The 21,636-nt window shown below is 73.4% G+C and carries 24 protein-coding genes; 11 read left to right on the top strand and 13 right to left on the bottom strand.

All coding sequences use genetic code 11. The annotated features are described in order from the left end of the window. Positions 1-30: 30 nt before the first annotated feature. Positions 31-1,650, bottom strand: a complete 1,620-nt coding sequence (locus tag AC3ERT_RS05250; protein WP_435172908.1) for a DEAD/DEAH box helicase — start codon at positions 1,648-1,650, stop codon at positions 31-33. Between the two features lie 411 nt (positions 1,651-2,061). Between AC3ERT_RS05250 and AC3ERT_RS05245 the strand changes: the two genes are divergently transcribed. The 3 genes from AC3ERT_RS05245 (at position 2,062) to AC3ERT_RS05235 (ending at position 4,317) form a co-directional block, all read left to right on the top strand. Then, positions 2,062-2,799, top strand: a complete 738-nt coding sequence (locus tag AC3ERT_RS05245; protein ID WP_435125846.1) for a ferritin-like fold-containing protein — start codon at positions 2,062-2,064, stop codon at positions 2,797-2,799. Between the two features lie 334 nt (positions 2,800-3,133). Next, positions 3,134-4,039: an alpha/beta fold hydrolase gene (locus tag AC3ERT_RS05240; protein WP_435172906.1), complete on the top strand. Its 906-nt coding sequence runs from the start codon at positions 3,134-3,136 to the stop codon at positions 4,037-4,039. Between the two features lie 137 nt (positions 4,040-4,176). Continuing rightward, positions 4,177-4,317, top strand: coding sequence for a hypothetical protein (locus AC3ERT_RS05235; RefSeq protein WP_200823142.1), 141 nt, complete (start codon positions 4,177-4,179; stop codon positions 4,315-4,317). A gap of 90 nt (positions 4,318-4,407) precedes the next feature. On the opposite strand, the gene AC3ERT_RS05230 is transcribed toward AC3ERT_RS05235, so the two are convergent. From AC3ERT_RS05230 to AC3ERT_RS05215, 4 genes are all read right to left on the bottom strand, one after another. After that, positions 4,408-5,016, bottom strand: coding sequence for a MarC family protein (locus AC3ERT_RS05230; RefSeq protein WP_335977459.1), 609 nt, complete (start codon positions 5,014-5,016; stop codon positions 4,408-4,410). A gap of 190 nt (positions 5,017-5,206) precedes the next feature. Next, positions 5,207-6,067 carry a PHP domain-containing protein gene (locus AC3ERT_RS05225; protein ID WP_435172904.1) on the bottom strand — a complete coding sequence of 287 codons (861 nt, stop codon included), beginning with the start codon at positions 6,065-6,067 and terminating at the stop codon, positions 5,207-5,209. Between the two features lie 166 nt (positions 6,068-6,233). After that, the gene (locus AC3ERT_RS05220) at positions 6,234-6,872 is read right to left on the bottom strand and encodes a DUF6758 family protein (protein WP_335977462.1); all 639 of its coding nucleotides are present in this window, start codon (positions 6,870-6,872) and stop codon (positions 6,234-6,236) included. A gap of 290 nt (positions 6,873-7,162) precedes the next feature. After that, positions 7,163-7,750: a suppressor of fused domain protein gene (locus AC3ERT_RS05215; protein ID WP_435172902.1), complete on the bottom strand. Its 588-nt coding sequence runs from the start codon at positions 7,748-7,750 to the stop codon at positions 7,163-7,165. Positions 7,751-8,169: 419 nt separating this feature from the next. Between AC3ERT_RS05215 and AC3ERT_RS05210 the strand changes: the two genes are divergently transcribed. From AC3ERT_RS05210 to AC3ERT_RS05200, 3 genes are all read left to right on the top strand, one after another. Beyond that, on the top strand, positions 8,170-9,315 hold the full coding sequence (locus AC3ERT_RS05210; protein ID WP_435172900.1) for a magnesium and cobalt transport protein CorA: 1,146 nt from the start codon (positions 8,170-8,172) through the stop codon (positions 9,313-9,315). 141 nt (positions 9,316-9,456) lie between these two features. After that, positions 9,457-10,359: a DMT family transporter gene (locus AC3ERT_RS05205; protein WP_435173090.1), complete on the top strand. Its 903-nt coding sequence runs from the start codon at positions 9,457-9,459 to the stop codon at positions 10,357-10,359. A gap of 9 nt (positions 10,360-10,368) precedes the next feature. Further along, complete coding sequence (locus AC3ERT_RS05200) at positions 10,369-10,914, top strand: hypothetical protein (protein WP_335977470.1); 546 nt, start codon at positions 10,369-10,371, stop codon at positions 10,912-10,914. 19 nt (positions 10,915-10,933) lie between these two features. Here the strand turns inward: AC3ERT_RS05200 and AC3ERT_RS05195 are convergent, their stop codons facing one another. Further along, a complete protein-coding gene (locus AC3ERT_RS05195) occupies positions 10,934-11,656 on the bottom strand; it encodes a hypothetical protein (protein ID WP_435125832.1) in 723 nt (240 codons plus the stop codon). 189 nt (positions 11,657-11,845) lie between these two features. Between AC3ERT_RS05195 and AC3ERT_RS05190 the strand changes: the two genes are divergently transcribed. Genes AC3ERT_RS05190 through AC3ERT_RS05180 form a run of 3 tightly spaced genes read left to right on the top strand, consistent with a single transcriptional unit; the run spans position 11,846 to position 15,023 of the window. Then, on the top strand, positions 11,846-13,216 hold the full coding sequence (locus AC3ERT_RS05190; protein ID WP_435125829.1) for a magnesium transporter MgtE N-terminal domain-containing protein: 1,371 nt from the start codon (positions 11,846-11,848) through the stop codon (positions 13,214-13,216). Then, positions 13,206-13,820, top strand: a complete 615-nt coding sequence (locus AC3ERT_RS05185; protein WP_335977477.1) for a DUF1003 domain-containing protein — start codon at positions 13,206-13,208, stop codon at positions 13,818-13,820. The genes AC3ERT_RS05190 and AC3ERT_RS05185 overlap by 11 nt, the downstream gene beginning before the upstream one ends. A gap of 33 nt (positions 13,821-13,853) precedes the next feature. Then, the gene (locus AC3ERT_RS05180) at positions 13,854-15,023 is read left to right on the top strand and encodes an Mrp/NBP35 family ATP-binding protein (protein WP_335977479.1); all 1,170 of its coding nucleotides are present in this window, start codon (positions 13,854-13,856) and stop codon (positions 15,021-15,023) included. A 59-nt stretch (positions 15,024-15,082) separates the two neighbouring features. Here the strand turns inward: AC3ERT_RS05180 and AC3ERT_RS05175 are convergent, their stop codons facing one another. The 4 genes from AC3ERT_RS05175 to sigE all read right to left on the bottom strand — a co-directional run bounded on the left by AC3ERT_RS05175 (position 15,083) and on the right by sigE (position 18,174). Continuing rightward, positions 15,083-15,700, bottom strand: a complete 618-nt coding sequence (locus tag AC3ERT_RS05175) for a hypothetical protein (RefSeq protein WP_435172899.1) — start codon at positions 15,698-15,700, stop codon at positions 15,083-15,085. Positions 15,701-15,864: 164 nt separating this feature from the next. Next, complete coding sequence (locus AC3ERT_RS05170; RefSeq protein ID WP_435172897.1) at positions 15,865-16,383, bottom strand: sec-independent translocase; 519 nt, start codon at positions 16,381-16,383, stop codon at positions 15,865-15,867. 163 nt (positions 16,384-16,546) lie between these two features. After that, positions 16,547-17,410 (bottom strand): zf-HC2 domain-containing protein, encoded by an 864-nt coding sequence (locus AC3ERT_RS05165; protein ID WP_335977488.1) that lies wholly within the window; start codon positions 17,408-17,410, stop codon positions 16,547-16,549. After that, positions 17,407-18,174, bottom strand: a complete 768-nt coding sequence (sigE, locus tag AC3ERT_RS05160; protein WP_335977491.1) for an RNA polymerase sigma factor SigE — start codon at positions 18,172-18,174, stop codon at positions 17,407-17,409. The genes AC3ERT_RS05165 and sigE overlap by 4 nt, the downstream gene beginning before the upstream one ends. A 115-nt stretch (positions 18,175-18,289) precedes the next feature. On the opposite strand from sigE, the gene AC3ERT_RS05155 reads away from it, so the two are divergent. Further along, the gene (locus tag AC3ERT_RS05155; protein WP_435173088.1) at positions 18,290-19,006 is read left to right on the top strand and encodes an O-methyltransferase; all 717 of its coding nucleotides are present in this window, start codon (positions 18,290-18,292) and stop codon (positions 19,004-19,006) included. Between the two features lie 140 nt (positions 19,007-19,146). On the opposite strand, the gene AC3ERT_RS05150 is transcribed toward AC3ERT_RS05155, so the two are convergent. Then, complete coding sequence (locus AC3ERT_RS05150) at positions 19,147-19,314, bottom strand: DUF3117 domain-containing protein (RefSeq protein ID WP_073493047.1); 168 nt, start codon at positions 19,312-19,314, stop codon at positions 19,147-19,149. 246 nt (positions 19,315-19,560) lie between these two features. On the opposite strand from AC3ERT_RS05150, the gene AC3ERT_RS05145 reads away from it, so the two are divergent. Next, positions 19,561-20,343 (top strand): enoyl-CoA hydratase/isomerase family protein, encoded by a 783-nt coding sequence (locus AC3ERT_RS05145; RefSeq protein ID WP_435125816.1) that lies wholly within the window; start codon positions 19,561-19,563, stop codon positions 20,341-20,343. A 42-nt stretch (positions 20,344-20,385) separates the two neighbouring features. Here AC3ERT_RS05145 and AC3ERT_RS05140 read toward each other — a convergent pair whose 3' ends face one another. Beyond that, positions 20,386-20,973 (bottom strand): DNA-3-methyladenine glycosylase I, encoded by a 588-nt coding sequence (locus AC3ERT_RS05140; protein WP_335977503.1) that lies wholly within the window; start codon positions 20,971-20,973, stop codon positions 20,386-20,388. Next, positions 20,966-21,541, bottom strand: a complete 576-nt coding sequence (locus AC3ERT_RS05135; protein WP_435172895.1) for a DivIVA domain-containing protein — start codon at positions 21,539-21,541, stop codon at positions 20,966-20,968. Before AC3ERT_RS05135 ends, AC3ERT_RS05140 begins: the two co-directional genes overlap by 8 nt. Positions 21,542-21,636 lie beyond the last annotated feature (95 nt).

Genomic DNA, 21,636 nt, shown 5'->3' with positions numbered 1-21,636 from the left:
CGGGACACGGCGGAGGGCCGGTCGGAGACGTCAGGCGGACTGCTCCGGGGTGGCCGAGGAGCGGCTGCGGGTGCGGCGGCGGCGCGGCTTGCGCGGCTCCTCCGCCTCCCCGGCGGCCGGCGCCGGAACCGCCGGGGCGGCGGACGCGGCCGGAGCGGTCGCGGCCTCGGTGGCGGTGGCCGGGTCGACCGCGGCCCCACCGCGGGTGCGGCGGCGCTGCCTCGGCGTACGGGTGCGCGGTGCGCGCTCGGCGACGGGTGCCGCGGCCGCGCGCTCACGCCCGCCACCGCCGCCCTTGCGCCCGCGCCCACCGGTCTCGCCCAGGTCCTCGACGGCTTCCGCGTCGAGCCCGGCCCGGGTGCGCTCCGCCCGCGGCAGTATCCCCTTGGTGCCCTCGGGGATGCCGAGCAGCTCGTAGAGGTGCGCCGAGGTGGAGTACGTCTCCTCGGGGTCGTTGAAGGGCAGCTCCAGCGCCTTGTTGATGAGCTGCCAGCGCGGGATGTCGTCCCAGTCGACCAGGGTGATCGCCGTACCGGAGGCGCCGGCCCGGCCGGTGCGGCCGATCCGGTGCAGGTAGGTCTTCTCGTCCTCGGGCGTCTGGTAGTTGATGACGTGCGTCACGCCTTCGACGTCGATGCCGCGGGCGGCGACATCGGTGCAGACCAGGACGTCCACCTTGCCGTTGCGGAACGCGCGCAGCGCCTGCTCGCGGGCGCCCTGCCCGAGGTCGCCGTGCACGGCGCCGGAGGCGAAGCCGCGCCGCTCCAGCTGCTCGGCGACGTCGGCCGCGGTGCGCTTGGTGCGGCAGAAGATCATCGCCAGGCCGCGGCCCTCGGCCTGGAGGATGCGGGAGACCAGCTCCGGCTTGTCCAGGGAGTGCGCGCGGAAGACGTGCTGCGTGGTGTTGGCCACGGTCGCGCCGTGGTCGTCGGGCGCGGTGGCCCGGATGTGCGTCGGCTGCGACATGTAGCGCCGGGCCAGGCTGATCACGGCGCCGGGCATGGTCGCGGAGAACAGCATGGTCTGGCGCCGCGCGGGCAGCATGGCCATGATCTTCTCGACATCGGGCAGGAAGCCGAGGTCCAGCATCTCGTCGGCCTCGTCGAGGACGAGGGCGCGGACGTGCTTGAGGTTCAGCTTCTTCTGGCCGGACAGGTCGAGCAGCCGGCCCGGGGTGCCGACGACCACGTCGACCCCCTTCTTCAGCGCTTCGACCTGCGGTTCGTACGCCCGGCCGCCGTAGATCGCGACGACCCGCACCGCGCGCACCTTGCCGGCGGTGAGCAGGTCGTTGGTGACCTGCTGGCACAGCTCGCGGGTGGGCACGACGACGAGCGCCTGCGGCGCGTCGGTGAGCTGGTCGGGGGTGGCGCGGCCGGCTTCGACGTCGGCGGCGACGGTGACCCGCTCCAGCAGCGGCAGGCCGAAGCCCAGCGTCTTGCCGGTGCCGGTCTTGGCCTGGCCGATGACGTCGTTGCCCGCGAGGGCGACCGGAAGCGTCATCTCCTGGATCGGGAAGGGAGTCGTGATCCCGACGGCCTCGAGGGCGTCGGCGGTCTCATCGAGAATTCCCAGGCTGCGGAAAGTCGTGGTGGTCAGGATGTTGCCTCTTCTGTGAGACGCGGCACGGGCGGCGAGGGGGTCGAGCATCCGGCACGCCGCGGGGCGGCATGCCGTTCACTGACCGCGCAGAGTTGTCGTACGGCCATAGGTCGGCCGCTCAGGCGCGGGACCGCTGCCCTCGCTCAGGCCGCGAGCGGGCCCCTCCCGATGTCGGGAGGGCGGTCGGTTAGGAGCCGATCGGGCCACCGACCGGGCATCCAGGTGTTGCACACGTGGCCCGTCGTAGGTCGGTGCCTGGCCGACTTTGGACGGGTGCATTACCACTCTACCCCGGAAACACGTAGCTGCACCCGATCAAATGTTTCGTTCGGGGCGTCGGCCGTCTCCTCGGGCCCGGCCCGCCGGTCCGCGCGGGCCGGGCCGCACCGGGCCCGGGCCCGGTCGCGGATGCCGTCACCGGGGCCGACCGCGGCCGGGAACTTGGCTATTGTGCGCTGCATGGAGACGCCTGACACGCCCACCGACCACCAGCCGACCGTCACCGGCATCGCCGCCCAGGACTGGGCCGCGGCGTCCGCGCAGCCGCAGTACCGCGCCGCGGTCGTCGACCTGCTCGGCGCGCTGGCGTACGGCGAGCTCGCCGCGTTCGAGCGGCTCGCGGAGGACGCGAAGCTCGCGCCGACCCTGGCGGACAAGGCGGAGCTGGCCGCGATGGCGTCGGCCGAGTTCCACCACTTCGAGCAGCTGCGGGACCGGCTCACCGGGATCGGCGAGGAGCCGCACCAGGCCATGGAGCCGTTCGCGGCCGCGCTCGACGGCTTCCACCGCCAGACCGCGCCCTCGGACTGGCTGGAGGGCCTGGTCAAGGCGTACGTCGGCGACGCGATCGCGTCCGACTTCTACCGCGAGGTCGCCGCGCGGCTCGACTCCGACACCCGCACGCTGGTGCTCGCGGTGCTCGACGACACCGGGCACGCGAGCTTCGCGGTGGAGAAGGTGCGCGCGGCGATCGCGGCGGAGCCCCGGGTCGGCGGGCGGCTCGCGCTGTGGGCCCGCCGCCTCATGGGCGAGGCGCTGTCCCAGGCGCAGCGGGTCGTCGCCGAGCGCGACGCCCTGTCGACCATGCTCGTCGGCGGCGTCGCCGACGGGTTCGACCTCGCGGAGGTCGGCCGGATGTTCTCCCGCATCACCGAGGCCCACACCAAGCGCATGGCCGCGCTCGGCCTCGCCGCGTAGCGGGGTGCCCCTGACCCCCCGGGTGCCGCGGTCCTGTCGGCTGAGGGACCACCTGCCGGTGGGGCTGCCCTCCGGGCTGCCCGGTCCGGTGGGTGCCGGGATCTTGGCGGTGCGTCGTGGCTGGTCGCGCAGTTCCCCGCGCCCCTTGGTAGGTGCGGCTTCCACCGCGCTTGCCCGGAAGGACCCGAGCACATCAAGGGGCGCGGGGAACTGCGCGACCAGCCCCCACCGGCAGGTGGTCCCTCGGCCGACAGGACCGGGGCACCCGGGGGGTCGGGGGCACCCGGAGGGTGACGGCAACCTGACGGACATACGGGACGCGTAACCTCGCCGTATGAGCCGACCCACCACCCTCGACCTCCCGGCGAACGTCGTCTCCCGCCCGCTGGAAACCCCCCGCGGAGCGTTCGCCGTGCTGGACGGCGCCCCGGCGCCGTCCCCCGGCGCAGCGCCGCGCGGCACCGTGCTGCTGGTCCCCGGCTTCACCGGCAGCAAGGAGGACTTCCTCGGTCTGCTGGCCCCGCTGACGGCGGCCGGCTACCGCGCGGTCGCGGTGGACGGCCGCGGCCAGTTCGAGTCGGCCGGCCCGCGGGACGAGGCGGCCTACGCCCGCGGCGAGCTGGCCGCGGACGTCCTGGCGCAGACCGCAGTACTCGCCGCGGACGCGCCCCTGCACGTGGTGGGGCACTCGCTGGGCGGCCAGATCGTCCGGTCCGCGCTGCTCTCCGGGCCGTCGGCGCCGTACGCCTCGCTGACGCTGATGAGTTCGGGGCCGGCCGCGATCGCGGCGGACCAGCAGGCCCGTACCCAGCTGCTGCTGGACCACCTGCCGGCGATGGACATGGAGACGGCCTGGCAGGCGATGCGGGCACTGGAGGCGGGGGCTGACGCGGACGCCGCCGGCGACGAGGAGGAGGCGGCGGCCGTCCCGGACTGGCTGGACGACTTCCTGCACCGCCGCTGGATCGGCACCGTACCGGAGCAACTTCTCGCCACCGCACGGCAGTTGATGACAGAAACCGACCGAGTGGCGGAGTTGGCCGCGCTGCCGCTCCCTAAACTCGTACTCTCCGGCGAGGTGGACTACGCCTGGCCGGTGCCGTGGCTGGACGACATGGCCGCCCGGCTCGGCGCGCGGCGCGTCGTGATCAAGGACGCCGGGCACTCGCCCAACGCGGAGCAGCCGCAGGACACGGCGGCCGCGCTGATCGCGTTCTGGACGGACGTCGAGGGACGGTAGGGGCACTCGGTACCCCTTCGCCCGACTCCCTCGCCGGCGATTAGTTAAGGCAGGAAAGTTTTTCGTTAGTCTGGGGAATGTTTAGAAGGGGGCGTTCGTTGACCACACATGTAACGCGCGACGAAGGGAGAAGCCCCATGCGCTTTGAGATCATGCGACTCGACGACGTCAACGGCGAGGCCGTGGACAGCACCGTCGTGGACGCCAACGCTGTCGACAGGATCGTGCAGCAGGCCGCCGCTCTCGGGCAGCGCATCTACATCCGCCCCGCGGACTGATCACAGGCCCGACGCAACGGCGCCCCGTACCGACTGGATGTACGGGGCGCTTTCGCCTGTCCGGGCCCGATCGCCCGCCGGGCCGGGGGTTCAGCCCTCGCCGTGGACGAAGCCGATGACGCCGTTCGCCACCGACTGCACCGCGATCGCGGACAGCAGCATCCCCGACAGCCGGGTCACCAGTACCACCCCGCCCTCCTTGATCAGCCGGATGATCGCCAGCGAGTAGCGCATGGTCAGCCACAGCACCAGGTGCATCGCGGCGATCGCCAGCCACACCGAGAGCTGCTGCCCGAAGCCGTGCGCGTGCTGCACCGCGAGGATCACCGTCACGATGGCGCCCGGCCCGGCCAGCAGCGGCATGCCGAGCGGCACCAGCGCCACGTTGACGTCCTTCGTCTGCGTCGGCTCGTCCGCCTTGCCCGTCAGCAGGTCCAGCGCGATCAGCAGCAACAGCAGCCCCCCGGCCACCCGCAGCGCGGGCACCGAGACGTGCAGGTAGTCCAGGATCTGCTGGCCGCAGACGCCGAAGACGGCGATCACCCCGAGGGCGACCGACGCCGCCTGCCACGCCATCCGCCGCTGGACCTTCGTCGCCCGCCCCGAGGTCAGGGCGAGGAAGATCGGGGTGATCCCGGGCGGGTCCATGATCACGAACAGGGTGAAGAAGACCGACCCGAACAGGGTGACGTCGAACATGCGTGAAGGCTTTCTGCAAGGCGCCGCGCGGACCGGGCGGACCCGGCGGGGGCGGCGTCAGGGGATGAACGTCGAGCACGGCGCCTCGGCGGGCGCCTCAAGGGACAAGGGGGGCCGCGCGGACGGCGCCGCGCACCACGGCTCCCCGCACACCGGCGCGGGAAAGCGGGGCCGAAAGGAATCCGGTGCGCTAGACCGCCGAGATGGGGACCGCGCCGGTGGCACGGCGCGCGATCTCCCGGTAGACCTCGGGGTCGGTGACGCACTCCCCCAGCCGGACCGTCTTGCGGTCGCCGTGGTAGTCGCTGGAGCCGGTGGCCAGCAGGTCGTGCTCGGCGGCGAACGCGCGCAACCGCGCCCTGGTCGCGTCGTCGTGGTCCACGTGGTCCACCTCGATGCCGTCCAGCCCCGCTGCGGCCAGCTCCGCGATCACCAGCTCCGGCACCGTCTCACCGCGCTTGTGCGCCCCCGGGTGCGCGAAGACGCTCACCCCGCCCGCGGCCTTCACCAGACGCACCGCGTCGAAGGGGTCCAGTTCGTGCTTGTCGACGTACGCCCGGCCGTCGTTGGCGAGCCACTCCTCGGTGAACGCGTCCGAGACACTGGCCACCACGCCCGCCTCGACCATCGCCGTGGCGATGTGCGGCCGGCCCACCGAGCCGTCCCCGGCGATCCGTGCGACCTGCTCCCACGTCACCGGCACGCCCAGTTCCTGGAGCTTCGCGACCATCCCGCGCGCCCTGGGCACCCGGTCGTCCCGGACGAGTTCGCGCTCCCGGTCCAGCTCCGGCTCGGCCGGGTCGAAGAGGTACGCCAGCATGTGCATGCTGATGCCGTCGATCCGGCAGGACAGCTCCGCGCCGGTCACCAGCGTCAGCCCGCCCGGCGCCAGCCCGCGCACCGCGGCGGCCGCCTCCGCGTACCCGCTCACCGTGTCGTGGTCCGTCAGCGCCACCACGTCCAGCCCCGCGGCCACCGCGTTCCGTACCAGGTCGGCCGGCGCGTCCGTGCCGTCCGACGCCGAGGAGTGGGTGTGCAGGTCTATTCGCACAGCGCGCTCCGCGGGTCTAGGGGGGTCGTAAGTGGCCGCCGCCAGCATAACCCTCCGGGGTGGTGCGTTCTGTGGGTGCCGGGATCTCGCGGTCCGCGGTGGCTGGTCGCGCAGTTCCCCGCGCCCCTGGGTCTGCTCGGCCCCTCCCGCGGAAGGGGCGCCCCGCTTACGTGAGGAGGCGGGGGGTGAGGGCGCCGCAGGGGAGGAGGTCGACTTCGGCGCCGGCGTCGCGGAGGTCGGTCAGGACCAGCTCGTCGTACATGAGCAGCCCCGTCTGCTCGGGCCAGACGATGGCCCAGAGCCAGAGCCCGCGGGCCTCGCCGGCGAAGACGACGCGGTCGTCGGGGACGCCTTCGACGTGCCAGAGCGGGGTGGGCCGCCCGGCGGCGAGGACCTTCGCGTGAGGCGGCCGGTCCACGCACATCCCGGGCCCCGGGTCGGGCCCGTCGATCCCGGCGAACCTGGCACCGAGCCCGACCCCCAACTCCTCGGCCACGAGCAGGAGTTCCCCGGGACCGCCGAGCGGCCCGGGGCCCGAACAGGAAACGGCGGTGGCGCGGCCGCCACTGCGGTCGTCACCCGCGGCGGCCACCCCGGAGAAGAGCCAGCCGACGGGCAGCGGCCACGGCATCCACACCGGCACCTGGGAGCGGTTCACCACGACGCCCAGGGCCTCGACGCTGGGCGGGACCACCGGTTGGAGCGGATGCACGGCCCCGTGCAGATCGCACTGCCAGGAATCGGCGAAGAGTCCGGGCGCACGGACCCTGCCACCGCACTTCGGGCAACTGGGTTCGCCCCTCATAAATCACCACGGTCCTCCTGGCCCCTCCCCCGCGTCAAGGACGATCACCCCTCCGGGGGCGCGGCGCCACCCCCCCAGAGTGCCCCGCCCCCGCCGTCACGGGACCTTGCGGTCCGCCGTGGCTGGTCGCGCCGTTCCCCGCGCCCCTGTGTCTGCTCGGCCCCTCCCACGGAAGAAGCTCGCGCCTCGAAGGGGCGCGTGGGGGTCCCTCCCAGGCGAAGCTCTGGGGGAGAACGGCGCGACCAGCCACCCCCCACCGCAAGGTCCCGCAACCCGGCGGGCCGGGCACCCTAGGGGGTCAGGGTCACCGCTTTCCGCAGGGGGTCGCGTAGATCCGTTTCATGGGTGAGCCACCGGTCCTGGAGGGCCGCGGCCCCGTGCACCCGCTTCCACGCGGCTTCCGCCGGCGTCATCGGGAGGAGGGGGAAGAAGCGCACCGGGTCGAGCGGTTCGGGGAGGGCCACGTCGGGGACGAGCCCACCGGGTTCGGCGACGAGCACCGCGGAGAAGGGCGCCCCGGGCCACAGCGGCTCGGTGGTGTCGAGGGAACTCCCGGGGGCGATGACCAGCCCCTCGACCTGGGGCGAGGCGGCGAGCACCGCCAGCGGCCGCAGCACTTCGCGGGTGTCGGCGAGCCCCGCCCGCACCGTGAGGAGCAGTTCGGCGCGCGGCCCGCGCAGCGGGTCCGCCACGGTCGCCAGCGGATCGGCCATCGGCTGCGCCGACATCCCGAGCGTGGCGTAGCGCACCAGGTCACCGGTGGTGAAGCGGAGCACCTCGATGCGGTCGGCACCGACGAAGGTGACCGCGGCACGGGCGTCGGGCGCCCCGAAGGTCTCGGACAGCCGCGCCTCGACGAGCGCCGGAACATCAGCCATACGGCGAGCATAGAACGCGTACAGAACCGGTAAGGCGGCGCCGAGTACGCATCCGGGCTTGCTAAAGTGGAGTGTTCACTCGCGCACCAAGGACATCCCTCAGCGGGGATCGGCCGGAGGAGGTGGGGACTGACATGGATCCGAGTCGACCGTGCAGTACCGGCAGCTCTTCCGTATGCCGTTTCGCGCGCTGAGTTTCCCGCCGTACGCGCACGTCGCGCGTTTTCTACCCGGCTGACCGGGTCCAAAACGCGCCACGTCCACGGATGACGGCCCCTTCGTCACCGGTCCGGTGCGAAGGACGGCTCCCGCGGAACCGCCGCAGCGGAAGAGCGCCCTGAACTGCCTGCGATCACCCCACCCTGATCCGCATTTCAGCGCGGCGCCATGCCGTCGGCCAGTCCGTGAAGGAGCTTGCCATGTCGATGATCCGCGACCTGCGTGCAGTCGTACGCCCCGCCCTGCGCCCGACCCTGCGCAGGACCACCACGACCTACGAGTACGAACCCGTCCAGGAGCCGGACCTCGCCAGCGCGATCGTGGACTGCGCCGTCTACCGCGACGGTGTGCGCGACGAGGACGCCACGGATCTGCGGACGGCGCTGGCGGCGGTGCGCCGCGGCCGGCCGGGCGCCAAGTGCGACGGCAGCGACGGCTTCGTGTGGATCGGGCTGCACGAGCCCAGCGAGCAGGAGTTCGCGGGCGTCGCCGAGGAGTTCGACCTGCACCCGCTGGCCGTGGAGGACGCCGTCCACGCCCACCAGCGGCCGAAGCTGGAGCGGTACGACAACTCGCTGTTCGCGGTCTTCAAGACGATCCGTTATGTCGAGCACGCCGAACTCACCGCCACCAGCGAGGTGGTGGAGAGCGGCGAGGTGATGGTCTTCACCGGCCGGTACTTCGTGATCACCGTCCGGCACGGCGGCCACGGGTCGCTGCGCGCGCTGCGGCACCGGCTGGAGGACGACCCGGAGCTGCTGGCCAAGGGCCCCTCGGCGGTGCTGCACGCGATCGCGGACCAGGTCGTCGACGACTACCTCGCGGTCTCCGAGGCGGTGCAGGACGACATCGACGAGGTCGAGATCGACGTGTTCTCCGCGCACAACGGGAAGACCTCGCGCGGGGGCGACGCCGGGCGGATCTACCAACTCAAGCGCGAGGTCCTGGAGTTCAAGCGGGCGGTGACCCCTCTGCTGCGGCCCATGCAGTTGCTCGGCGAGCGGCCGATGCGGCTGGTCGACCCGGAGATCCAGAAGTACTTCCGGGACGTGGCCGACCACGTCGCGCGCGTGCACGAGCAGGTGACCGGGTTCGACGACCTGCTCAACTCGATCCTCCAGGCGAACCTGGCACAGGCGACCGTGGTGCAGAACGAGGACATGCGCAAGATCACCGCGTGGGCGGCGATCCTGGCGGTGCCGACGATGATCACCGGCGTCTACGGGATGAACTTCAAGCACATGCCCGAACTCGGCTGGAAGTACGGGTATCCCGTGGTGCTCGTGGCGATCCTGGCGATCTGCTACGCGATCCACCGGGGCTTCCGCCGGAACGGCTGGCTCTAGGAGCGCAGCGGCCGCCTCCAGGACGGAACGGCCGCCTCCGGGACCTGTGGTTCCGGTCCCCGCGGACGGTTCCGGGCACCGCCGCCCGTTCCGTACGCTTGTGCGGTGAACACGAGTGAGCGGACCGCCGAGCAGGGTGGGGTGGCGGCCGCGGAGGGCGCCGCCGGGGCGGTCGACGCCGGGCGCGGGGCGGACCTGGTGCTGCTGGCCGTGGCGATCGCCGGGGTGTCCCTGTCGGCGCCGCTGATCGCGGCCACGGCGGCGCCCGCGCTGGCGATCGCGTTCTGGCGGAACGCGATGGCCGTCGGGGTGCTGAGCCCGGTGGCGCTGTGGCGGCACCGCGGCGAGCTGCGGCGGATGGGGCCGCGGGCGCTGGGCCTGTCGGTGCTGGCCGGGCTGCTGCTGGCTGCGCACTTCGGCCTGTGGCTGCCGAGCCTGGGCATGACGTCGGTCGCCACCTCGACCGCGCTGGTGACGACCACGCCGATCTGGACCACGCTGATCCTGCGGCTGCGCGGCCACCGCCCGCCGCGGCTGGTGTGGGGCGGCACCGCGCTGGCGGTGGTCGGTGTGCTGATCCTCACCGGGCTGGACCTGTCGACGGACGGGCGGGCGCTGGCCGGTGACGCGCTGGCGCTGGCCGCCGGGCTGGCCGCGGCGGTGTACATGCTGCTCGGCTCTCAGGTGCGGCGGACCGCGACGACGACGGCGTACACGTTCGTCTGCTACACCACGACGGCGGTGGCGCTGCTGTGCGCGTGCCTGGTCTCCAGGTCGGCGCTGGGCGGGTACGACGGGCGGACCTGGCTGAAGATCGCGGCGCTCACGGTGGCCGCGCAGTTGCTGGGGCACTCGCTGCTGAACCGGGTGGTGCGGGGTCTGGGGCCGTCCACCACGTCGACCGCGATCCTGCTGGAGACGCCCGGGGCCGCGCTGATCGCCGGGCTGTGGCTCGGCCAGACCCCGCCCGCGGCCGCCTACCCGGCGCTGGCGGTGATCCTCGCCGGGCTGGCCCTGGTGATCCTCGCCGACCGCCGCCGATAGCCTGGGCCCATGTCGACGCCGTCCACGCCCTCCCCCGCCCCGTCCGCCGCGCCCTCCGCCGACGAGGAGCTGGCGGCGCTGGTGGAGGAGGCCGCGAAGAAGTCCGGGCTGGTCTGGGTGAACGGGCAGGCGGTGTGGCACCTGTGGCTGGACGGCGGCTTGCACCTGGTCGCGGGGCCCGGTGAGCAGCCGGTGCCGGGGCTGGTGGACGGCGGTACGGCGACGGTGACCGTGCGCAGCAAGGACAAGGGCGGCCGGCTGGTCGGCTGGGTGGCGCGGGTGGCGGTGCTGGCGCCGCACAGCGAGCCCTGGGAGGCGGCCGTCGGCGAGATGAAGGGCAAGCGGCTGAACGCGGTCGACGCGGAGGAGCTGCCGGCGCGGTGGGCGGCGCAGTGCCAGGTCTTCCGGCTGTCGCCGACCGGGAGCGTGCCGGAACACCCGGGTGCGATGCCCGACTCCTCGGGCGCGGCCGTGCCCGCCGCCACCTCGGCGACCACCCGCCGGCCGGCGCCCGCGGGGCTGCCGAAGCTGCTGGCGCGCCGCCGCAGGACCTGACCGCCTGCCCGGCCGGCGGCTACTTGCCGACGGTCTTGCCGTAGTCGACCACCTCGGACTTGGCCGGGGCGGCGAGCGTGAAGTCCTCGCCCCAGTCGGAGAGGGTCAGGGTGCCCCCGCCGCCGGCGCGCTCGTAGCGCAGCGGGTAGGGCGAGCCCTTGAGGGAGACGTCCAGGGAGCCGCCCTTGGTCCCGTCGAGCGCGATGGTCCTGGTGCCGCCGACCTTGCGGTGGTCGCCGGCCTTGACCTCGCCGTCCAGCACGAAGAGGTCGGCGAGCAGTGTCTTCTTGTCGGTGAACCCGGAGAACTGCTGGTAGGACGGGTCGGTGGACGGCACCTTGACGTACTTGCCGTTGAGTTTCTCGGCCGCGGCCTTGCTGTTCTTGTCACTGTCGTCGGCGCCGTAGAAGTCGGCGCCGGCCTTGAGGTAGAGGTCGTCGCCGACCCGCAGCAGCTGGAAGGTGTCGCCCTTGGTGCTGACCTCGCCGACGCCGCCGTTGCCGCGCAGCCGCATGTCCAGGCGGTAGCTGTGGCCGCCGCTGACCACGGTGCCGGCCAGCCGGACCGCGGTGGCGCCGGCGGCCGCGGCCTTCGCCTTCTGCTCGATGGTCGCCGCGGGGAGCTTGCCGACGCCGTTGGTGCCGGCGTCGGGGTCGCTGCCGAGGCCGAGGCAGCCGGTGAGCAGGCTGCTCGCGCCGAGCGCGGCCAGGGTGGCGGCAAGTGTCCTGCGGCCGTGGTGCACGGGTGGTTTCCTCCAGGGGCGGCGGCTGCGGGCCGCCTCGAAGCTACCGCAGGGTTACTCCCGGGGACCATCCCGCGCGGCGGGCAAGATCGGCCCGGAGTAGCCTGAAGCGCGTGTGGCGGGTGTGGCCCGCAGGCACCGGAGCCAGCCCACCGGAGCAGCTGTCCGCGGACCGTAGGAGGCACCGACATGGCGGCAGGCGCCACTCGGGTCTTCGTCTCGCACCTGGCCGGGGTCGCCGTCTTCGACCCGAACGGCGACCAGGTCGGGCGGGTGCGCGACGTGGTGGTGATGCTGCGGGTGCGCGGCCGCCCGCCGCGGGTGCTGGGCCTGGTGGTCGAGGTGGCCAGCCGGCGGCAGATCTTCCTGCCGATGACGCGGGTGACGGGGGTGGAGTCCGGGCAGGTCATCACGCCCGGCGTGGTGAACATGCGGCGCTTCGAGCAGCGGCCGACCGAGACGCTGGTGCTGGGCGAGCTGCTGGACCGCCGGGTGCGGCTGGCCACCGACGAGTCGGGCTCCCCCGCCGAGACGCCCGCCGCCGCGGCCCGCTCGGCCGCGGGCGAGGCCCCTTCCGTCGAGGTGACCGTGCTCGACGTGTCGATGACGCAGCTGCCGTCCCGGCGGGACTGGGAGATCGACAAGGTCTTCGTCCGCCGCGGCAAGGGCGGGGCGCTGCGCCGCCGGGGCGAGACGCTGACCGTGGACTGGTCGGTGGTGAGCGGCTTCTCGCTCGCCGAGGAGGGCCAGGGCGCGGAGAACCTGGTGGCGACCTTCGAGCAGCTGCGCCCGGCCGACCTGGCGAACGTGCTGCACCACCTGTCGCCCAAGCGCCGCGGCGAGGTGGCCGCCGCCCTCGACGACGACCGGCTCGCCGACGTCCTGGAGGAGCTGCCGGACGACGACCAGGTGGAGATCCTCGGCAAGCTGGAGGAGGAGCGGGCCGCGGACGTGCTGGAGGCGATGGACCCCGACGACGCCGCCGACCTGCTCGCCGAGCTGCCGCCCGAGGAGCAGGAGCGGCTGCTGACCCTGATGCGGCCGCATGACGCCGCGGGAGTACGGCGGCTGCTGTCGTACGAGGAGCGCACCGCGGGCGGGCTGATGACCACCGAGCCGATCGTGCTGCGCCCGGACGCGACCGTCGCCGACGCGCTGGCCCGTATCCGCCACCCCGACCTGTCGCCCGCGCTGGCCGCCCAGGTGTACGTGTGCCGGCCGCCGGACGACACCCCGACCGGCAAGTACCTGGGCCTGGTGCACTTCCAGCGGCTGCTGCGCGAACCGCCGTTCACGCTGCTCGCCTCGATCGTGGACACCGACCTGCAACCCCTGGGGCCGGACACCGGGCTGCCGTCGGTGACCAGCTTCCTGGCCACGTACAACATGATCTCCGCGCCGGTGGTGGACGACAGCGGGTCGCTGCTGGGCGCGGTGACGGTGGACGACGTACTGGACCACCTGCTGCCCGACGACTGGCGGGAGACCGCGCTGTACGACGCGGCGGAGGACGGCCCGGGCGGCGCCGGCGGCCGGACGGGGGTGCCCGGTGGCCGCTGAGGAGCGCGAACGGACCCGGCACCCCTCGGGGGCCACCGCGACCGGGCGGCCGCGCCGCAACCGGCTGGACCAGCCGCGCGCGCCGCGCCGCAGCCTGCTGCCGTCCTACGACCCGGACGCGTTCGGCAAGCTCTCCGAGCGGGTGGCGCGGTTCCTGGGCACCGGGCGGTTCATCGTCTGGATGACGGTGATCATCGTCGCGTGGCTGCTGTGGAACGTCTTCGCGCCCCGGTCCTTCCAGTTCGACCCGTACCCGTTCATCTTCCTGACCCTGATGCTCTCGCTCCAGGCGTCGTACGCGGCGCCGCTGATCCTGCTCGCGCAGAACCGGCAGGACGACCGGGACCGGGTGAACCTCGAACAGGACCGCAAGCAGAACGAGCGGAACATCGCCGACACCGAGTACCTGACCCGGGAGGTGGCCGCGCTGCGGATGGGCCTGGGCGAGGTCGCCACCCGGGACTGGATCCGCTCGGAGTTGCAGGACCTGCTGCGGGAGCTCGAGGAGCGGCGCCCGGCCGCTGAGCTGACCGGCACCGACCGGCACACCGCCGAACGCAACGGCGCCGCCGCCCGTGACGAAGGAGACGGCCGGGGGCGCTGAAGGGCCGCCGCCCACGGCCGTATCCTCGTGCGTATGGCTACCGCTCTGCACGGTTCGACCCCGACCGGCACCCCCACCGACGACGCCGTACGCGCCGCCCTGGCGACCGTTGACGACCCGGAGATCCACAAGCCGATCACCGAGCTCGGCATGGTGAAATCCGTGGACATCGCCGAGGACGGCGCGGTCGCGGTCACCGTCTACCTGACCGTGTCCGGCTGCCCGATGCGGGACGAGATCAGCGGCCGGGTCACCGCCGCGGTGCAGGGCGTGCCCGGGGTGACGTCGGTTCAGGTCGGGCTGGACGTGATGAGCGACGAGCAGCGCCGCGAGCTGGCGGCGTCGCTGCGCGGCGGCCAGGCCGAGCGGGAGATCCCCTTCGCCCAGCCCGGCTCGCTGACCCGGGTCTACGCGGTCGCGTCCGGCAAGGGCGGGGTCGGCAAGTCCTCGGTGACGGTCAACCTCGCCGCCGCGATGGCCGCCGACGGGCTGAAGGTCGGCGTGGTCGACGCGGACATCTACGGGCACAGCGTGCCGCGGATGCTCGGGGCGGACGGCCGGCCGACCCAGGTCGAGAACATGATCATGCCGCCGTCGGCGAACGGCGTGAAGGTCATCTCGATCGGCATGTTCACCCCCGGCAACGCGCCGGTGGTCTGGCGCGGGCCGATGCTGCACCGCGCGCTCCAGCAGTTCCTCGCGGACGTGTACTGGGGCGACCTCGACGTGCTGCTGCTCGACCTGCCGCCCGGCACCGGCGACATCGCGATCTCCGTCGCCCAGCTGATGCCGAACGCGGAGATCATCGTGGTGACCACCCCGCAGCAGGCCGCGGCGGAGGTCGCCGAGCGGGCCGGGGCGATCGCGGTGCAGACCCACCAGAAGATCGTCGGCGTGGTGGAGAACATGGCGGGGATGCCCTGCCCGCACTGCGACGAGGTCGTGGAGGTCTTCGGCACCGGCGGCGGCGACCGGGTCGCCGAGGGGCTCTCCCGCACCACCGGGACCACGGTGCCGGTGCTCGGGCGCATCCCGATCGACGTGCGGCTGCGCGAGGGCGGCGACGACGGCCGCCCGGTCGCCCTGACGAACCCCGAGTCGCCGGCGGGAGCGGCACTGCGCGGCATCGCCGCGAAGCTCACCACCCGCTCCCGCGGCCTGTCCGGGATGTCCCTGGGCATCACCCCGCGCAACAAGTTCTGACCGGCCGCCGCCCGCGAGGCCCCGTCACCCCACCGGACGGGGCACCCCGGCGGGTCCGGTCACCCCGTGTACGCGGCCAGGTCGGGGACGGCGGCCAGGGCGAGGCCGTACGCGGAGAGGTTGCGGCCGTAGGCGCCGAGGTGGACGCCGCTCGGGGCCGACCCGGCCATCACCCAGCCGTACTCCGACTCGCGGTAGTGGAACGCGGTGGGCTCCCCGTCGACCGGCAGCGTCAGCGACGACCACCCGGTCCCGGTCAGCTCGTCCGCCAGCTCCCACGCCGCCGAGATCTGCTGGTCCAGCCAGTCCTGGCGCAGCGCGCGGTCCATCCGGGTGGGCCAGGTCGCCGACAGCAGCCCGGAACCGGCCAGCCAGGCCGCGGTGGACACCGAGGTGGCCTCCATGACCCCGGTGCCGTCCGCGCTGCGCCGCAGCGGCCGCTGGGCGACGGTCACCACGACCGCGAACTTCTGCCCCTCCGGGTCGGCGGCCTCCGCCTTGAGGGACGGCTCGTCGCCGTGCCCGATCGCACCGTGTTCGACGGCCCCGTCCGCGCTGGTCCCGAGCTGGCCGAGCCACCGGGGCCCGGTGAACGCCTGGTCCAGGCCGTACCAGGTGAAGTCGGCCGACAGGTAGCCCTCGACCGCCCCCTGTTGCGTGCCGGTCTTCGTCTCCATATGGGTCGCGCCTCCTCGATGACCGCCCGCCCTCCGGGGCGACATGCCATCTTGCCCGACCCTGGGCGGTTTCGGCTGGCGAAACGGCGTGGGGTGATGCCGAACACACGGACAACGGCCATGCAATCGGGTGAAAACGTGGATTCAGGTTGACGCTGGGGGGATCACGTCGCGTCGGTGTCGAAGGGCGGCGGCTCCTCGGCGGCCGGCTTCTTCAGCCGGTCCGGGGTGCCCCCGGCCTCGGCGGCACCGGAACCCGCGGAAACCGCGTTCGCCGAGGAGGCTGACGCGGCCGACGAGCCGTTGACCCCGGTCCGGACCCCGTTGACCGCGTCGGTGACCTCCGCCATGTCCTTGCGCAGATCGGTGACGTCGAGATCCTTGCGCAGGTCCAGGCTCTTGCCGAGGTCCCGCAGCTCGCCGAGGCCGTACTCGTCGTTCTCGCTGTTGATCAGGTTCTTGCGGATGAAGGTCTTCGGGTTGAGGTCCTCGAACTCGAAGTCCTTGAACTCCGGCCCCAGCTCGCGGCGGATGTCCTCCTTCGCACTGTCGGAGAACTCCCGCACCTTCCGGATGAACGCCATGGCGTCGTGGATCAGCTTGGGCAGTTTGTCCGGGCCGAAGACGAGCACCGCAAGGACGACGATCGCGACCAGCTCCAGCGGGCCTATGTCGAAGAACACCTTGCAGCTCCTTGTGACGTCCACGGCCGGCGTGGGCGGGGACCGGCGGAATTCACGGTACCTGCCCGAGCAGGCAATACGGGAGTGGCTGTGGCCAACACTATGCTGCCGCCGGATGACGGCCCGGGCCGACACCGCCCGGCCCCGGGCCCCCGATCCCCGCCTAGCGCAGCGGGAACGTGCGGCTCGACGTCTGCTGCACCGGCGCTATCAGCGGCACCGACGTGGCGGAGGCGACCACCGTCCGCGTGGTCCGCCGCTCCTCGCGGTCCGCGCTGAGCACGCCGCGCGGAATGGTCCCGCGGGTGTCGGAGACCTGGCCGGCGCTGAGCGGGCTGACCGCGGGGCCGTCGTCCGGCCGGGCGGCGCCGTCCATCGACGCCTCCATCGGCAGCGCGCTGCCGATCGCGATCGCGGCCATCGAGAAGGCGCCGGCCGCGGCGAACGCGAACCGCCGCCCGCGCGAGGCGCTGTCATGGACCCGGAAGCCCCGCCCGCGGCTGTCCGCGGCGGGCAGCAGGTCGGCGGCCGGGCCGAGGAACGCGAAGTCCTCCCGCCGCGCGCCGCCCAGCCGGGAACCGGACCGGGTCAGGCCCGAACCGGAGCGGTCGGCGTCGGGGTCGGAGAGCACGGAGTCCGGCACGGAGGGCCGCGACCCGAGGAAGCCGCCGTCGAACGGGCCGCGGTGCCGGCCGAAGCCGCCCGCCTCGTCGGCCGACAGGCCGTCCGGGCGGGACGGACCGCCCGGCCCGTCCCCGCCGTCCATGGCCGGCAGGCCCTGGAGGCGCGCCAGCAGGCCGGCCGAGATGGCCGGCAGCTCCGAGCCGGCGATGACGCTCTTCAGCCGCCGCTGCTCGGCAGCGGCGGTCTTGCACTGTGCGCATGTCGCGAGATGGGCCATCACCCGGTCCCGGCTGTCGTCCGACAGCTCGCCGTCGACGAAGGCGGCGAGCCGGTCACCGAGGTGCTGCTCGGCGGATGCAGGACGTTGGGGACGGTGCTGCTCGCCTGAACCGCTGCTGCTCACGCTCTGCCGCCCTCCAGGGGTTTGGGTGCGGTGGCAGCGAGGGCGGGCGCCGGGCGCGCTCCGGGCGCCCGGTGCTCCAGAGCCTTGCGCAGGTGCGAGCGGCCGCGGTGGATACGGCTCCGCACGGTGCCCAGCTTCACCCCGAGGGTCGCGGCGATCTCCTCGTACGACAGCCCCTCGATGTCGCAGAGCACCACCGCGGCCCGGAACTCCGGCGCGAGGGTGTCCAGCGCCTGCTGGACGTCCGCGTCGAAGTGGGTGTCGCTGAAGTGCTGCGCGGGGGACGGCTCGCGGCTGGGCAGCCGCTCCGCCGCGTCGTCGCCGAGGGCGTCGAACCGGATGCGCTGGCGGCGCCGCACCATGTCCAGGAAGAGGTTCGTGGTGATGCGGTGCAGCCAGCCCTCGAAGGTGCCGGGCGTGTAGGTGGACAGGGAGCGGAAGACCCGCACGAAGACCTCCTGGGTGAGGTCCTCCGCGTCGTGCTGGTTCCCGGTCAGGCGGTAGGCCAGCCGGTACACCCGGGCACTGTGCGTGCTGACGATCTCCTCCCAGGAAGGAGGCGTCCACGTCGGGCCGTCTCCGTCGGTGGCGAACGTCGCGGTCACGGTCGCGGAGTCGGTCGTGGGTGAACTGTCATCAGCGGTGTTGGTCACGGATTTGGGCTGTCCGGTGGACTTGCGGAAGCGGTCGAGCATTCCCCGGTCACCGGTCACAGCCGCACCTCCCCTGTCGGCTCTGGTGGTCTCCAGTAGAGCCCCTACCATATCCACCTCGCCCGTTAGCTCCGGATAAGTGCGCTGCTGCCATAGCGGGGAGGGGCCGGTGCGGCGTCCCCGCCGGGGGCTGTTGCCACCCGTGCCCCATCTAACGCGCGGTCCCATCAGCAGGTTCCCGGCGGCAGCGGATACAGTCGCCCGGTCGGCGCAATTGCAAGGAGAACGACGGACCAGGGGAGCGGCCATTATCGGCAACCGGCAGGCGAGCTGGGCGTTCGCGGACGCGTACGTGGCCGAGGACGAAGCCCTGGTCCACGCCCGCGCCCGCTCGCACGCCGCCGGGCTGCGCGCGGTCTCCCCCGGCACCGGCGCGGCGCTGCGGCTGCTGGCCGGCGCCTGCGACGCGAAGGCCGTGGTGGAGATCGGCACCGGCGCCGGCGTCTCCGGCATCCACCTGCTGCGCGGCATGCGGCCCGACGGGGTGCTGACCACGGTGGACTCCGAGCCCGACCGGCAGCAGCTCGCCCGCGAGGCGTACCGCGAGGCGGGGCTCGCGGCGAACCGGGCCCGCTTCATCTGCGGCCGCGCCCTCGACGTCCTGCCCCGCCTCACCGACGGCGGCTACGACCTGGTGTTCTGCGACGCCGACCGGCTGGAGTGCCTGGACTACCTCGACGAGTCGCTGCGGCTGCTGCGCCCGGGCGGCGTGCTGTGCTTCGAGGGCGCCTTCGGGCAGGGCCGGGCGCTGGACGCGGCCCACCAGGACGCCGAGTCCGTGCACTTGCGCGAACTGATGCGGACGGTGCGCGACAGCCCGCGGCTGGCACCGGTGCTGCTGCCCACCGACGACGGGCTGCTGTGCGCGGTGCGCCGCGCCTGAGGCGCCTGCCGGCTGACGGCCCGCCCCCACCGGTCACACCCGCGCCGGTCACCCCCGCCGGTCACATCCGCCGCCGGAAAAGGCGCACGGCCACGTACGTGACTTCCGTACGTGGCCGTGGTGGTTTCGGACCGCTGGTCTCAGACGATGGCCTTCTTCAGCGCGTCGCCCAGGGCGTCCGCCTCGTCCGGGGTCAGCTCGACAACAAGCCGCCCGCCACCCTCCAGCGGAACGCGCATGATGATGCTCCGCCCCTCCTTGGTCACCTCGAGCGGGCCGTCACCCGTCCGCGGCTTCATGGCCGCCATGCTCGTTCCCCTTCCTGAAACCAGCTCGGACTCGAACACATTGGTTCTCGGCCATTATCCCGCATCAGTCGACCCGATGACCAATAGCCGTAGCACTCCGTTGTACATTCCGATCCCCCAAAACCGGCTATTCCGGCGGGCGGGGCGGCTCCCGGACCCGCCGCGGTTTGACGTACGTCACATGTCGGACCGTCACCGGGTCCGGCATCCTAACCAGGACACTTGCCGCGACGAAGGGGTTCAGGCATGGGCGAGAGCGTGCTGTACGAGGTCGAGGACGGCTTGGCGACGGTCACCCTGAACCGGCCGGAGGCGATGAACGCGCTCGACACGGGCACCAAGGACGCGCTGCGCGACACGCTGCGGGCGGCGGGCGCGGACGAGGCGGTGCGCGCGGTGCTGCTGGCCGCCCGCGGCCGGGCGTTCTGCGTCGGGCAGGACCTCAAGGAGCACGTCGGCATCCTGGAGCACGGCGGCGGGCTGTCGACGGTCGCCGAGCACTACAACCCGATCGTCACCGCGCTGGCCACCATGCCCAAGCCGGTGGTCGCCGCGGTGAACGGCGCGGCGGCCGGGGCCGGGGCCGGGTTCGCGTTCGCCGCGGACTACCGGGTCGCCGCGGACACCGCGTCCTTCACCACCGCGTTCGCGGGCGTGGCGCTGTCGACCGACTCGGGCATGGCGTGGACGCTGCCGCGGCTGGTCGGGCAGGCGCGGGCCGCCGAACTGCTGCTGTTCCCGCGGTCGGTGCCCGCGGCCGAGGCGCTCTCGCTGGGGCTGGTGCACCAGGTGGTGCCGGCCGCGGAGCTGGCGGACACGGCGGTCGCCCTGGCCCGGCGGCTCGCGCAGGGACCGACGGTCGCGTACGCGGCGATGAAGGAGGCGCTGGCGTACGGGGCGTCGCACAGCCTGGTCGAGACCCTGGCGCGCGAGGACGTGCTCCAGGCGCGGGCGGGGGCGTCGGCGGACCACCGGGAGGGCGTCGCGGCCTTCGTCGGCAAGCGGAAGCCGGATTTCCGCGGCAACTGAGGCGGCGCTGACGGGGCGGGCCCGGCGGCCGGGCCGCCCCGGTCAGCGGGCGGTGCAGGCCGCCAGGTGGTCGTTGACCAGGCCGCACGCCTGCATCAGGGCGTGGGCGGTGGTGGGGCCGACGAAGCGGAAGCCGCGCTTCTTGAGGTCCTTGGCCAGGGCGGTGGACTCCGGGGTGATCGCGGCGACCTCGGCGAGGCTGCGCGGGGCCGGGCGCTTGGCCGGGTCGGGGGCGAAGGACCAGACGAGCGCGTCGAGGCCGCCGTCGTAGCTGTCGCGCACGGTGCGGGCGGCGGCGGCGTTGGCGATCGCCGCGTCGATCTTGGCGCGGTTGCGGATGATCCCGGGGTCGGCGAGCAGCCGGGCGCGGTCGTCGTCGGTGAAGGCGGCGACCTCGTCGACGGCGAAGTGCCGGAAGGCGGTCCGGAACGTCTCGCGGCGGCGCAGGATGGTGATCCACGACAGCCCGGACTGGAAGGCCTCCAGGCAGATCCGCTCGAAGAGGGCGTCGTCGCCGTGCACCGGCTTGCCCCACTCCTTGTCGTGGTAGTCCAGGTAGTCGGGCGTGGACAGGCCCCACGGGCAGCGGAGCAGGCCGTCGGGGCCGGGGATGGCGGCGCCGTCACTCACCGGCGCCGCCCTGCTGCCCGTAGCCGTTGCCGGGGCCGCCCTGGGGGCCGCTGCCGGGGCCGTTGTCGGGGCCCGCGATGGGCTCCTGGCCGTAGGTGTGGCCGGGCCCCTGGTATTCCTGCCCGTAGCCGTTCCCGGCGCCGTACGGGCCCTCCGGGGCCGTTCGCGGGGCCTGCCCGGGGGCGGCCGGGCCGGCGGGGGCGCCGTAGGGGTGCCCGCCGGCGTGGACGCCCGCGAGGTGGGCCTCCAACTCGGCGATCCGGGCGTCGCGCTCGGCGAGTTCGGCGCCGAGCCGCTCCAGCACCTCGTCCACGTCGACCATGCGGTAGCCGCGCAGGCCCACCGGCAGCCGGACCGCGTCCACGTCGGCGCGGGCCAGCGGGCGGTCCGGGGGCAGCCGGTCCTGGAGCCGCTCGGGCTCGGCGTCCTTCAGCGCGCCGCCGTCGCCGAGCACGGCCAGCGCCACCGCCGCGACCACCGCGACGAGCGCGATGAGCATGAACCAGAACACGTCGATACTCCCGGGGTACGCCCAGCGACCTGCCGTCCGGATCGGCGGGTCGTCCATGTCAGGCACGATCGTGCCACGATCGCATGAGTCTGAGATGAGGAGTGACCGTGGGACTTCGGCTGGGCAGCCGGGAATTCGGCGCGCGGGAGCCG

It is taken from the genome of Actinacidiphila sp. bgisy145 (assembly GCF_057708125.1).
The sequence above is the reverse complement of the archived record's forward strand: the minus strand, read 5'-3'. Positions and strand labels throughout refer to the sequence as shown.